This is a genomic window from Klebsiella sp. JN_Kp127 (assembly GCF_040062505.1).
GTDB lineage: Bacteria > Pseudomonadota > Gammaproteobacteria > Enterobacterales > Enterobacteriaceae > Klebsiella > Klebsiella quasipneumoniae.
This window is the reverse complement of record NZ_JBEAHS010000032.1, coordinates 33,963-46,895: the sequence shown is the minus strand read 5'-3', so window position 1 is coordinate 46,895 and position 12,933 is coordinate 33,963. Positions and strand designations below refer to the sequence as shown.

Annotated in this window: 14 protein-coding genes and 1 pseudogene; 8 read left to right on the top strand and 7 right to left on the bottom strand. The window is 58.5% G+C overall.

Features of this window, described 5'->3' with window-relative positions:
- Positions 1–52: 52 nt before the first annotated feature.
- The 4 genes and pseudogenes from ABLV04_RS09890 to hemP all read left to right on the top strand — a co-directional run.
- Positions 53–169 (top strand): annotated as a pseudogene (locus ABLV04_RS09890) (hypothetical protein); the annotation flags it as partial.
- 147 nt (positions 170–316) lie between these two features.
- Entirely contained in the window at positions 317–1,150 is an 834-nt protein-coding gene (locus tag ABLV04_RS09885) for a pyruvate, water dikinase regulatory protein (protein ID WP_002909061.1), read from the top strand.
- A 154-nt stretch (positions 1,151–1,304) separates the two neighbouring features.
- Positions 1,305–2,351 (top strand): 3-deoxy-7-phosphoheptulonate synthase AroH, encoded by a 1,047-nt coding sequence (gene aroH / locus ABLV04_RS09880; RefSeq protein ID WP_032453261.1) that lies wholly within the window; start codon positions 1,305–1,307, stop codon positions 2,349–2,351.
- Positions 2,352–2,506: 155 nt separating this feature from the next.
- Complete coding sequence (gene hemP, locus ABLV04_RS09875; protein ID WP_023290103.1) at positions 2,507–2,686, top strand: hemin uptake protein HemP; 180 nt, start codon at positions 2,507–2,509, stop codon at positions 2,684–2,686.
- A gap of 29 nt (positions 2,687–2,715) precedes the next feature.
- On the opposite strand, the gene selO is transcribed toward hemP, so the two are convergent.
- The 4 genes from selO to ABLV04_RS09855 all read right to left on the bottom strand — a co-directional run bounded on the left by selO (position 2,716) and on the right by ABLV04_RS09855 (position 6,118).
- Positions 2,716–4,158 (bottom strand): protein adenylyltransferase SelO, encoded by a 1,443-nt coding sequence (gene selO / locus ABLV04_RS09870; protein ID WP_023290104.1) that lies wholly within the window; start codon positions 4,156–4,158, stop codon positions 2,716–2,718.
- 113 nt (positions 4,159–4,271) lie between these two features.
- Complete coding sequence (locus tag ABLV04_RS09865; RefSeq protein ID WP_002909082.1) at positions 4,272–4,736, bottom strand: NlpC/P60 family protein; 465 nt, start codon at positions 4,734–4,736, stop codon at positions 4,272–4,274.
- Between the two features lie 81 nt (positions 4,737–4,817).
- Complete coding sequence (gene btuD, locus ABLV04_RS09860; protein ID WP_032453263.1) at positions 4,818–5,567, bottom strand: vitamin B12 ABC transporter ATP-binding protein BtuD; 750 nt, start codon at positions 5,565–5,567, stop codon at positions 4,818–4,820.
- Positions 5,567–6,118: a glutathione peroxidase gene (locus ABLV04_RS09855; RefSeq protein ID WP_004203124.1), complete on the bottom strand. Its 552-nt coding sequence runs from the start codon at positions 6,116–6,118 to the stop codon at positions 5,567–5,569. Before ABLV04_RS09855 ends, btuD begins: the two co-directional genes overlap by 1 nt.
- Before the next feature lie 236 nt (positions 6,119–6,354).
- Between ABLV04_RS09855 and ABLV04_RS09850 the strand changes: the two genes are divergently transcribed.
- A complete protein-coding gene (locus ABLV04_RS09850; protein WP_004203125.1) occupies positions 6,355–7,155 on the top strand; it encodes a MetQ/NlpA family lipoprotein in 801 nt (266 codons plus the stop codon).
- Between the two features lie 45 nt (positions 7,156–7,200).
- Here the strand turns inward: ABLV04_RS09850 and btuC are convergent, their stop codons facing one another.
- On the bottom strand, positions 7,201–8,178 hold the full coding sequence (gene btuC, locus ABLV04_RS09845) for a vitamin B12 ABC transporter permease BtuC (protein WP_023290108.1): 978 nt from the start codon (positions 8,176–8,178) through the stop codon (positions 7,201–7,203).
- A 121-nt stretch (positions 8,179–8,299) separates the two neighbouring features.
- Entirely contained in the window at positions 8,300–9,733 is a 1,434-nt protein-coding gene (locus ABLV04_RS09840) for a H+/gluconate symporter (RefSeq protein WP_023290109.1), read from the bottom strand.
- A 276-nt stretch (positions 9,734–10,009) separates the two neighbouring features.
- On the opposite strand from ABLV04_RS09840, the gene ABLV04_RS09835 reads away from it, so the two are divergent.
- The 3 genes from ABLV04_RS09835 to ABLV04_RS09825 are packed head-to-tail and all read left to right on the top strand — an operon-like array spanning position 10,010 to position 12,577.
- Positions 10,010–10,924, top strand: coding sequence for a LysR family transcriptional regulator (locus ABLV04_RS09835; protein WP_023290110.1), 915 nt, complete (start codon positions 10,010–10,012; stop codon positions 10,922–10,924).
- Between the two features lie 37 nt (positions 10,925–10,961).
- Positions 10,962–12,227, top strand: coding sequence for a D-amino acid dehydrogenase (locus ABLV04_RS09830; RefSeq protein WP_322965994.1), 1,266 nt, complete (start codon positions 10,962–10,964; stop codon positions 12,225–12,227).
- Positions 12,224–12,577: a RidA family protein gene (locus tag ABLV04_RS09825; protein WP_077263840.1), complete on the top strand. Its 354-nt coding sequence runs from the start codon at positions 12,224–12,226 to the stop codon at positions 12,575–12,577. Before ABLV04_RS09830 ends, ABLV04_RS09825 begins: the two co-directional genes overlap by 4 nt.
- Before the next feature lie 52 nt (positions 12,578–12,629).
- Here ABLV04_RS09825 and ihfA read toward each other — a convergent pair whose 3' ends face one another.
- Entirely contained in the window at positions 12,630–12,929 is a 300-nt protein-coding gene (ihfA, locus tag ABLV04_RS09820; protein WP_002909098.1) for an integration host factor subunit alpha, read from the bottom strand.
- Positions 12,930–12,933 lie beyond the last annotated feature (4 nt).

Here is a 12,933-nt window from a genome sequence, read left to right as displayed (position 1 = left end):
ATACCAGTGAAAAAAATTTCACGATCGACTGCAAGATTATCCTGACATATTTATGGTGCTGAAAAAAACGGTGAATCGTTCAAGCAAATTATTTTTTCTTTTTTCGGACTGTTCCCCCGATATAGATAACTCAATGATTTTTAGGAATTATGACAAAAAACGCTGGAAATTACGGCAAAAAAAAGAAAATGAACCACCCTTTTCATAAAAAACAAAAATAGCGTTTCAATTTTAAGAAGAGACAAATCAAACAGGGATATGCTTAAATTTAATATCCGCTTTCAGGCAATTAAACTCATTATACCGGATGGTCAAAATGGAAAGTGCTGTAGATCGCCACGTATTTTATATTTCTGACGGTACCGCCATTACGGCGGAGGTGCTGGGGCATGCCGTCATGTCGCAATTCCCGGTCGCCATCAGCAGCGTGACCCTGCCGTTTGTGGAAAATATCAGCCGCGCGCGGGCGGTGAAAGAGCAGATCGACGCCATTTATCAGCAAACGGGCATCCGCCCGCTGGTGTTCTATTCCATCGTTATTCCGGAGATCCGCGATATCATTCTGCAAAGCGAGGGCTTTTGTCAGGATATCGTTCAGGCGCTGGTGGCCCCGCTGCAGCAGGAGCTCAACCTCGACCCGACGCCAGTGGCCCACCGCACCCACGGCCTGAACCCCGGGAACCTGATCAAATACGATGCGCGCATCGCCGCCATCGATTACACCCTCGCCCATGACGATGGCATCTCGCTGCGCAACCTTGACCAGGCGCAGGTGATCCTCCTCGGCGTGTCGCGCTGCGGCAAGACGCCCACCAGTCTGTACCTCGCTATGCAGTACGGCATTCGCGCCGCCAACTATCCGTTTATCGCCGACGATATGGACAATCTGGTTCTGCCGGCGTCGCTGAAACCCCTGCAGCATAAGATGTTCGGCCTGACCATCAATCCGGAGCGTCTGGCGGCGATCCGCGAGGAGCGCCGGGAGAACAGCCGCTACGCTTCGCTGCGCCAGTGTCGGATGGAAGTGACCGAAGTGGAGGCGCTGTATCGCAAGAATAAAATTCCCTGCCTGAACAGCACCAACTATTCCGTTGAGGAAATAGCGACAAAAATCATGGACATCATGGGGCTGAATCGCAGGATGTACTAATAAACTAGTACATTATTAAAAATTTGTTTATGCTATCACCCGTGGCCTATACAGGATCATGCCCTGCTCTTGCAATAAGCAGGGATTGGTTTATCGTGATGCGCATCACTTCCCGGCATTTTCGCTGGCGAAGAAACAGATTTTTGAGACCCCAATGAATAAAACAGACGAATTGCGTACCGCGCGCATTGAAAGCCTGGTAACGCCCGCGGAGCTGGCCCAGCGCCATCCCGTCACCGCCGACGTGGCCGCCCACGTCTCGGCCTCCCGTCGCCGCATTGAAAAAATCCTCAACGGCGAAGACCGCCGCCTGCTGGTGATTATCGGCCCCTGCTCCATTCACGACACCGACGCGGCGATGGAGTATGCCCGCCGCCTGCAGACCATGCGCGAGCGCTACCAGCCGCAGCTGGAGATCGTGATGCGCACCTACTTTGAAAAACCCCGTACCGTGGTGGGCTGGAAAGGCTTAATCTCCGACCCGGACCTCAACGGCAGCTATCGGGTCAACCACGGTATTGAACTGGCACGGCGCCTGCTGCTGCAGGTTAATGAGCTGGGGGTGCCGACGGCCACCGAGTTTCTCGATATGGTGACCGGTCAGTTTATCGCCGATCTCATCAGCTGGGGAGCCATCGGGGCGCGCACCACGGAAAGCCAGATCCACCGTGAAATGGCCTCGGCGCTCTCCTGCCCGGTCGGGTTTAAAAACGGTACCGACGGCAATACGCGCATCGCCGTAGACGCCATCCGCGCCTCCCGCGCCAGCCATATGTTCCTCTCTCCGGACAAGCAGGGGCAGATGACGATTTACCAGACCAGCGGCAACCCGTACGGGCATATCATTATGCGCGGCGGCAAACGGCCGAACTATCACGCCGAGGATATCGCCGCCGCCGGCGAAGCGCTGCGTGAATTCAATCTGCCGGAGCAGCTGGTGGTCGACTTCAGCCATGGCAACTGCCAGAAGCAGCATCGCCGTCAGCTGGAGGTGTGCGCCGATATCTGTCAGCAAATTCGCGCGGGCTCTACCGCCATCGCCGGCATTATGGCGGAGAGCTTCCTGCAGGAAGGGACCCAGAAAGTGGTTCCCGGCCAGCCGCTGGCCTGGGGCCAGTCGATCACCGATCCCTGCCTGAGCTGGGAAGACAGCGAACGTTTATTGAGCGAACTGGCGGCCGCCACGGCCACCCGTCTGTGACCGCTCCGCCCGCCGCGCCTGCGGTGGGCGATCCCCTTCTGACATTCCCCTACCAAATTCGGTAACACGATAAATAACGCTTGCCGTCAAAAACAACATTATTGATAATGATTATCATTGTTGCTTTGATTTTTATTTTGAGAGCTATGACGCGTATGGATAACACTGCCACAGCTGAAAAACCAAAAGACAATGCCCCCTATCCCGTGGCGACGGACAGACAGATCAGCAGTCGGGTTCTGTTAGGCAGCGAAGGACGGGTAGTCATTGAGCATGGCGGCCAGCGCTATCTGTTGCGCCAGACCCACGCCGGGAAGTTGATCCTGACCAAATAATCGCCCCGCAGCGCGCGGGGCGAGGCGAGTTAGCTCGAGCAGCTGACTTCCAGACGTTTACCCCAGTCCGGCGGCCGGCGGACGTAGTCGTCCTCGCGATCGGTGAAGGGATCGGCCAGCGCGGCATGCAGACGTTCCAGCTCCCCCATATCGCCAGCCTCAGCCTGCTCGATCGCCCGCTGCGCCAGCCAGTTACGTAACACCAGCGCCGGGTTGACGCCCTGCATCCGCTGCTGGCGCTGGGCATCCTCCACCTGTTCATCACGAAGCCGCGCGCGATAGCTGGCGAACCAGCTGTCGAATGCCGCACGGTCGATAAACTCGTCGCGCAGCGGCGTGGCCGCGCTGAGCTGTTCGCTGTGGCTCAGCAGGCGGAACGTTCGGGTATAGTCGCTTCTCTCGCGGATCATCAGGGCAAACAGACCGTCGAGCAGATCGTTATCCCCTTTCTGCTGAGTGAACAGGCCAAGTTTGTCGCGCATCCGCTGGCCATAGGCGGTCAGCAAGGCGTGCTGATATTCATCCAGCGCCGCGTTCAGCGCTTCGGCGCTGATAAACGGCGACAGCGACTGGGCCAGACGCTGCAGATTCCACAGCCCCACCGCCGGCTGGTTTTCAAAACTGTAGCGCCCCTGGTAATCGGAGTGGTTGCAGATAAAGTCCGGCTGAAAATCGTCAAGGAAGCCATACGGCCCGTAGTCGATGGTCAAACCGAGAATTGACATGTTGTCGGTATTCATCACCCCATGGGCAAAGCCCACGGTTTGCCAGCTGGCAATGGTCTGCGCGGTACGCGTGACAACGTCACGGAACCATAACAGGTACTTGTCCGCTTCATCCTGCAGCTGCGGCCAGTGGTGACGAATGACATAATCGGCCAGCTGCTGAACCTTCTGCGGCTCGCGACGATAGTAAAAATGTTCGAAATGACCAAAGCGGACATGGCTCTCGGCCACCCGCATCAGCATCGCGCCAGGCTCCACGCGCTCGCGGTAGACCGGGGTATCGCTGGTGACCATCGCCAGGGCGCGCGTCGTCGGGATCCCCAGGGCGTGCATCGCCTCCGACGCCAGGCTTTCCCGGATCGTCGAGCGCAGCACGGCGCGGCCGTCCCCCATCCGTGAATAGGGGGTCAGGCCGGCGCCTTTCAGATGCCAGTCGTAACGGCGGCCATCCGCCAGCTGCTGCTCACCGAGCAGGATCCCGCGTCCGTCGCCCAGTTGGCCGGCCCAGGCGCCAAACTGATGGCCACTGTAAACCTGCGCCAGCGGCGACATGCCCGGGAGCAGCGCTTCACCGCCCCAGACGCCGGCCCCGCTTTCCGGCGCAAACAGCGCGTCAGGGACGCCCAGCTGTTGCGCCAGCGGAGCGTTGCGCCAGATGAGTCGGGCGTTATCGAGCGGCGTCGGTGACAGGGAAGTGTAAAAGTCCGGCAGTTCATCCCGCCAGTGGGTGGTAAAAGAAAGGGTCATGGTTCCTCCTCTCTCCAGTGTAGTGCCTGGAACAGCGGATTAACACGGGCGGAGTGCAGGGTTATCGGCATAAAAAAGGGAAGCGCTCGCTTCCCTCCGGCCGCTGAATGACGTCAGATACGCCGCGCCTGCCAGAATTTTTTGTTCCAGTAGACGTTATCCAGCGAGGAACGGGTGACGCCCTGACTGGTGGAGGCATGAATAAACTGGTTATCGGTATCGTAGATGCCGACGTGCAGGCCGCTTTCGCCTGAGCCGGTTTTGAAGAACACCAGATCGCCGGGCAGCAGATCGCGCTTATCAATACGGGTGCCGATTTCCGCCTGCTCGCGGGTTTCGCGCGGCAGCTGGAGGGCAAATTTATCGCGAAACGTGCGCACCACAAAGCCGGAGCAGTCGACGCCGCGCGGCGTCATGCCGCCGTAGCGATACGGTGCGCCGCGCCAGCTGCGCAGCTGCTCGTTCAGATTCGCCACCACCGTAATGGAGTCAGCCAGCCGAGGATTCGGCGGCGGTGCCCGATGGCTGCTGCAGCCGGCTAAAATTAACGCCGCCGCCAACATGAACCAGAAGCGCATTTCAGATGATCCCTCTGTCCCTAGTCTCTTTATCGCAATAATTTAGCTTGTTTATCAATATAGTGACAAGATAACTGCGTGCTACTGTGACGCGATGAGCATAATATGACCGGCCACCTCCACGCGCTGGAACGGGATCGCATAGGCAGCGGTTAAATTTTCCTCGTTCAGCACCTCGGCGGTCTCCCCGCAGGCGATGGCTTCCCCCTGGCAGAGCAGCCAGCTCTGTCCGGCATGGCGCAAAGTGTGGTTGAGATCGTGACTGCTCATCACCACCGCAATTCCCGCCGCGCTCAGCTCGCGTAACAGCCGATCCAGCGCCGCCTGCTGGGCCACATCCAGACTGTTCATCGGCTCATCCAGCAGCAGCAGCTGACCCGCGGGATTGCTTAAGGGATCGATCTGCAGGATCACTGCCGCCAGCCGCACGCGCTGCCACTCGCCGCCCGACAGCTGATTGACCTGACGGCCCAGCTTATTGTCAAGGCCAAGCCTGGCCGCGATATCGTTCACCCGGGCGCTGTCGCCCTGCTGCTGCCTGTGCAGCGCCAGATAATGCCACACCGGCATGGCGAACGGCGGGGTCTGCTGCTGGCACAGATATCCGCGGCGGCGCGCCAGCTCCGTCGCCGGCCACTCGTCAAGCAACCGTCCGTTAAAATGAATCGTGCCGGGACCGTCGGACAGCCCCGCCATGCGGGCCAGCAGCGTGCTCTTCCCTGCGCCGTTCGGCCCCACCAGGTGGACGATCTCCCCGGCGCGAAAGGCCGCAGAAAACGGGGCCAGACGCCCCGCCGCTTCTACATCCTGTAGCTGCATCAGAAACGACATTATTTCGCCAGCGCTCCTTTAATCGCCGCCACCAGCTGCGGATCGTCCGGCGTCATATCCGGAGAGAAGCGCTGAATGACGTTGCCCTGGCGATCGACGAGAAATTTTTCGAAATTCCACAGAATGTCGTCCACGTACAGCGGCGCGCGGCCCTTGCTGGCCATCCGCTCATAAAAACCGCTACCTTCCGGGGCCACCGCCTTCGGCGCGGCGGCAACCAGCTTTTGATAGAGCGGTGCGCGATGCTCGCCGTTGACGTCAATCTTGCTGAACAGCGGGAAGGTGACGCCGTAGGTGGTGCTGCAGAAGGTCTTAATCTCTTCTTCACTCCCCGGCTCCTGGCCGAGGAACTGGTTGCAGGGGAAGCCCAGCACGCTGAAGCCCTCGCCGGCAAACTGCTTTTGCAGGTCCTCCAGTTGCTCATACTGCGGCGTCAGGCCGCATTTGGAGGCCACATTGACGATCAGCAGTACCTTGCCGGCAAAGGATGCCAGGGTGGTCTTCTCGCCATCAATGGTCGTCACTTCGGTATTCAGAATGTCATGTTGCATAGCCTGTCCTCAATGGATAAACCGGTTTCCGGTGAAGGTGATCCCTATCTACTGTAGCGGATTCAGCGCCCGCCATTCTACTGCCAATCCCCGCGAGTTGTCGCATGATGTAACAGCGCTTCGCTGCCCGTCGGCAACATGAAATCCTCTCAATTGGGCAGGCACCTATTTACGTGTACAGTGTTCCATGAATGTAATATGGTTTCGTTACTTGTTAATTTAAGAGAGTTTTGTTGATGAAGAAGTTGTTTAGCCTGGCGTTAATCGCCGCCTCTGTCGCCCTGCTGAGCGCCTGCTCTCCGGATGAAGATAATAAAGTGAAAGTCGCTATCAATACCGGGCCGGACGAAGCCATCTGGAAAGTGGTGGAGCAAGTGGCGAAGGATAAATATCACCTCGACGTCGAAGTGGTCTCCTTCAATGATTACGTGCTGCCTAACGAAGCGCTGAACAACAAAGATGTGGATGCCAACGCCTTCCAGACCCTGCCGTACCTTGAGGCGCAGTCGAAAGAGCGCGGCTATAAATTCGCGGTGGTCGGTAAAACCTTTGTCTTCCCTATCGCCGCCTATTCACATCGTATCAAAAATATCAGCGAGCTCCCCGAGGGAGCGACGGTGACCATCTCTAATGAAACCACTACCCTGGGCCGCAGCCTGCTGCTGCTTCAGGCGCAGGGGCTGCTCAAGCTGAAACCGGGCGTCGGCTATTTACCCACCACGCTGGATATCATCGACAACCCGAAACAGCTGAAAATTGTGGAGGTGGATACCCCGCAGCTGACCCGCACCCTGGATGACCCGAACGTCAGCCTGTCAATCATTAACACCAACTTCTCCGCCCAGGCGGGCCTGTCGGCCGCCCGCGACGGCCTGTTCATGGAGGGACCAGATTCCCCTTACGTGAATGCGATTGTCGCCCGCGAGGATAACAAGGACAGCAAGAAAATTCAGGAACTGAAAGCCGCCTTCCAGACCAGTGAAGTCGCGGAAAAAGCGAAGGAAGTCTACAAAGGCGACGCGATCAAAGGCTGGTAAGCCCGAGCCGGCGCCGTCCCTGCAGACGGCGTCGCGCTATTCCCGTCACCGCGAGCGCAGCAGCAACCAGATAAAGACCGGCGCGCCCAGCGTCGCCGTCACCACGCCAATCGGCAGCTCAGCGGCGGAAAGCGCCAGCCGGGCGATAATATCCGCCCCCAGCAAGGCGCTTGCCCCTGCCAGCATGCAGGCCGGGAGCAAGACCCGGTGATCGCTCAAGCCGCATAGCCGCAGAATGTGCGGAATTACCAGGCCGATAAAGCCAATCGCCCCCGCCAGCGCCACGCTCACGCCGACCATCCAGCCGGTCGCCACCACCAGCAGCTTACGCCACAGCCACAGCGGCAGCCCGAGCTGACGGGCGGAGACTTCGCCCAGCGCCAGTAAATTCAGGGGTTGCGACTGCAGACAGACCCAGCAGAGCGCTGGCAGGAGGGCTATCATCAGCCACAGCTGCTGCCAGTCGACGCCGCCAAACCCGCCCATCATCCAGTACATCAGCTGACGCAGATCAAAAGAGGTGGAGAAGTAGACCGCCCAGGTCATCAGGGCGCTGCAGATGATCCCCAGCGCCACCCCCGCCAGCAGCAGGCGGCTGGTGGAAAGATGGCGGCGGGCAAAACGCAGCAGAATAAAGGTGATCAGCAGCGCGCCCAGGATCGCGCACAGCCCGAGCGCCCAGCCCGGTAACAGGCCTTTACCCAGCAGGACGGCGGCAATCAGCCCGACGCCCGCGCCGTTGGAGACGCCCAGCAGACCCGGTTCCGCCAGCGGGTTTTCAAACAGCGCCTGCATTATCGCCCCGGAGAGCGCCAGCGCCGCCCCCACCAGCAGCACCGCCAGGGTCCGCGGCAGGCGGATCTGCCAGATAAACAGCTGACCTTTGGCGCTGAGCCACTCGCCGGGCGGGATCCATTGATCCCCCGCGCACAGGCTGATCAGCAGGGTGACCAGCAGCAACAGCGTTAAACCAAGGAGCCAACGCCGGCTGCGGCGCTGTTGAAGATGGGCGAGAGTCAGCATAGATTCCATTACGCAGTGGGAACAAGAGGCTGATTTTACGGTGGGTGTCGCGGTGAGAAAAGGAAAACCTCACGACCAAAGGTCGACGCGGAGGACGCTCCCCCCCGTCGACCATCCCGCTTTACACCAGAATCTGAAACAGCAGCGCGAAGAGAATGATGTTCGCCACCACGATTGCCCAGCCGTTATAGAGCATATACTTCAGATGTGTAGACTGCGCCAGCCCCATCTGGCCGAACATGTCCGATGAGGGAAACGGCCCGAACCAGTCCACCTGAGACGAGGCCAGCAGCACCGCGGTGGTCCCCTGCGGCGGCACGCCGGCGGCCATCAGCATTGGGCCAAAGATTTTATGCGTAAAGGTCATCTGGGCTACCGCCGCGCCGGGCACATGGCCGATAATATTGAACGCGAAGATGCTAAAGCACAGCCAGGCCGGGGAGATCCCCTCCAGCAGCGGCTGGGTATACTCCAGAAGCCCCTGATAGGCGTGCAGGCCATCCATCAGCTCAAGGATCGGGTTATACAGCCAGTAGAGAATAAACATCCACACCAGACGACCGCAGCCGTGATACAGCGCCTGCAGGATCTGCGTCGGCCGCAGGCCGCCCACCAGCCCGGTCATCAGCGCCACCAGCAGCATGACGATAATCGCAAAGCTGAAGCCGGCTTTAATCACCACCCCAACCACCGCCATCACGATGATGGTCGCGGCGAAAGCCAGCGCGCTTAATTTACGCCGGCGCTGCTGCGCGGCGCTAAGGTCCTCTTGCGGCTTTTCCGAGAGATCGACCTCATAGCGCAGTTTGCCTTCGGTCATCTTCTGGATCCGTCCGGCCATGATCCAGCCGGCTAACAGGGTGACGGCGCTCATCGGCAGGCCGACATACAGCAGATAATCCGGATAGCTCAGTCCGCCGAGGCTGAGGATCGTCACGGTGCTGGGGGTGAAGGGCCCGGTAAAGAGTCCAACGGAACCGGCGGTCATCATCAGCGCGGCTACCGTCGGCGGCGTTAAGCGTACCGCCGCCGCTACGGGGATAATCACTGCGACAATAATCGCATTGCCGCCGGCCATGGTGCCCAGCGAACCGCAAATTAAAATCGATGACACCACAATGCCGAACTTGACCCGCGTCTGGCTCGACAGCCCAATACGGTGGACCACGAATTTCACCAGTTCAACCGCCGCGCCGGTGCGGGTGGCCACTTCCCCCACGCCGGCGCCGAGCATAATGATAAGCCCGACGGTGGCAATAAATGACCCGGTGGACTTCGCCAGCATCGCGCCCATTTCCGGCAGACCGGTCGAGGTCATGATCATGGCGATAATAATCGAGGAGATGACTGCCAGCACTATATCGACGCCGATCAGCGATAATATCGCTAACGCCACCAGCGGCGTAAATCCCAGCAGGCCAAGCTCGCTGCCCGGTCGACCGTGGCACCACAGCGCAATCAACACGAACAGCAGCAATAACAGACCGGTAATAACGTTTTTTCGCGTGATATTTCGTCTGACAGGCGTATTGCCTGCGAGCGTTGAGTCACTCATAACACTCCTTAATGCCAATCAATCCCACCATGATGGTCAGGTGGTGTATGGGGGCCTGCTCAGAAAATATCCTCCCTCTTTTTCATTATTGGCCGCGGCCTGAGGGTCTGTTGGGGTACAAAGGAAACGATTCTGAGAGCGTTTTATTCCGCCATCAGGCGGGGCCAGCAGCACAATATGTAACCAATGCGCTGATTGGTGATTAAATTTATGTTAACTTAGTGTTAGTAGAAAATGACTTTTTATCGGTAGGCTATAACCCTGAGTTAACTGTTCATGAAACTGCGTCATCTGGAAATCTTCTATGCCGTCATGACCTGCGGCTCTCTGTCACGGGCGGCGGAATCGCTCAATATCTCCCAGCCAGCGGCCAGCAAAGCGTTAAAAAGCGCCGAACTGAAGCTGGGCTTTACCCTGTTTCAGCGGGTGCGCGGCAAGCTGCTGCCGACCAGCGAGGCGATCACACTTTTCGAAAAAGCGCAGACTATTTATCAGGACCTTGATAACCTGCGCCTGCTGGCCGATAACCTGGCCCGCGATCCGCGCGCCAAAATCACCTTAGGCTGTCTGCCGAGCCTGGGGTTAAGCCTGGTGCCGGAGCTGGTGACCGATTTTTATCAGCAAAACAGCAACCTGGTGATGACGCTCACCACCGAGCACACCGAGACGCTGGTCAGAAAACTGGATTTACGCGAGATAGACTTAGCGCTGACGCTGCAGCCGGTGCAGCAGGGAGAGATCCTTACCACCCTCATTGCCGAAGTGCCGCTGGTCTATATCGACCGTCATTATCGTCAGGGAGCGGTGGATATCAGCCAGATCGACCAGCAGCGCTGGATCTCGCCGGGGCCGCACTCGCTCTCCGCCGCCATCGCCACCCGTCGCGACTTTTCCACTACCCGGCTGAATGTCCAGACCTACTACATGGCCACCGAGTTCGTGAAGCGCGGCATGGGCTGCAGCATTACCGATATCTTTTCTGCCCAGCACAACCTGGCTCCCGAGATGATCCATCCCATTACGCCGCCGATGGCCATTAACCTCTGCCTGCTGCGTCGGGCCGACGTTTCCCTGAGCCCGATGGCGCAAAAATTCGTCGATTTTCTCTGCCAGCGCCTGCGCCAGCAGCTCAAGGAGATTAACCTGCGGTTATACCCTGACCATAAAAAGTCAATTGCGCCGCCAGGGTAAATGCTTTGACATAACCCGATAAATTGAACAGCGGTGGATATATCGGGTTATGAACAAACGCATTGTCATTATCGGCGGCGGCGTGGTCGGTCTGGCCACGGCCTGGGAACTGATTAAGCGCGGCCATCAGGTGCAATTACTGGAGCGCAACGGCGAACCGGCCAGCGCCACCAGTTTTGCCAACGGCGGACAATTAAGTTACCGCTACGTCGCCCCCCTTGCCGACAGCGGCGTTCCCCTGCAGGGGATAAAATGGATGGGCAAAGCCGATTCGCCGCTCAATATGCGTCTCAATATCTCTTTACAGCAGTGGCGCTGGCTGCTGCAGTTCCTGCGCGCCTGTAATAGCCAGACCAATAAAATAAACGGCGCTCATATATTGCGTCTGTCGCTGCTCAGCCGGCAGGTCATGCAGTCGTGGCGGGAAGAGGATAATCTTGCCGATTTTCACTGGCGGCGCAGCGGAAAATTAATTATCCATCGCCGGGAATATGATTTTACTAAAGCGGCAAAAGGGATAGATCCTCAGTATCAGCAGGCGCTGAATGCTGAAGCCTGCCTGCAGCTGGAACCGGCGCTAAAACATATCAGCCCTTCGCTGCAGGGCGGAATTTATTCGCCGGGGGATGAAACGGCGGATTGCCATCAATTTTGCCTTGCGCTGATCGACAAGCTCACCGCCAGCAGCCGCTTCAGCCTGCTGACCCACTGTGAGGTGCAGCGGCTCGCCAGGCGCGGCGGACGCGTCAGCGCCCTGGAGACCAGCCGCGGGACCATCACCGGCGATGAGTACGTCGTCGCCGCCGGCAACGGCAGCGGTCCGCTGCTGGGGCACATGGGCGTTCGCGTGCCGCTCTGCGCCCTGAAGGGGTACAGCCTGACCCTTCCCTATCCGCAGCAGGCGGGCATTGCGCCGGACATCAGCGTCACCGATTACGGGCACAAAATCGTTTATGCCCGCCTGGGCCAGCAGCTGCGCATCGCGGCGATGGTGGACATCGGCTACGACGGCGACACACTGCGCGAGAGCCGCATTCAGGCGCTGAAAAAAATCGTCTCCCGCAGCTTTCCCGAACTCGAGGGGTTGGACCAGGCCGAAGCCTGGACCGGCATGCGCCCTTCAACGCCAGCCGGGCCACCGCTACTGGGACGCGCCGGCTACCCCAACCTGTGGATGAATCTCGGCCAGGGCAGCCTCGGTTTTACCCTCGCCGCCGGCAGCGCGGTGGTGCTGGGCGCGTTAATCGACAATCAGATGCCAGACATTTCTTTAGAAGGTCTCACATGGAAACAAACCGCATGACAATCATTCGCAATCATCCTCAACCTCGTCTTTCCGCCAGCGTTGCGTATGGCAATCTGCTGTTCCTCTCCGGACAGACGCCGAAAAGCAACGAGGAGGACATCGCCTTGCAGACCCGCGAAGTGCTGGAGAAAATCGACGCCCTGCTGGCGGCGGCCGGGAGCGATAAGCGGCACATTCTCTCCGCGCAGATCTGGCTGAAAAATATCAAGCGTGACTTTGCCGCGTTCAATGAGGCGTGGGTGGAGTGGATGCCGGAAGGCCATAGCCCGGCGCGCGCGGCCGTGCAGGCGGAGATGGCGCGACCAGAAATCCTGGTGGAGATCATGCTCACCGCCGTTAAAGCGTAAGATTCGACAGAAAAGAAAAAGGCCGCAATGCGGCCTTTTTAATTAGTTCAGATTATTTGTCTTTAGGCGACGCGTTTTCGACACGGCTTTTCAGCTTCTGACCGGGTCTGAAGGTCACCACGCGCCGGGCTGTAATGGGAATATCCTCCCCCGTCTTCGGGTTACGTCCCGGGCGTTGGTTTTTATCCCGCAAATCGAAGTTGCCGAACCCGGAGAGTTTGACCTGTTCTCCGTTTTCCAGAGCACGACGGATCTCTTCGAAAAACAACTCGACCAGTTCTTTGGCATCCCGCTTGCTAAGCCCAAGCTTATCAAACAGATATTCTGACATTTCAGCTTTTGTAAGCGCCATAGGT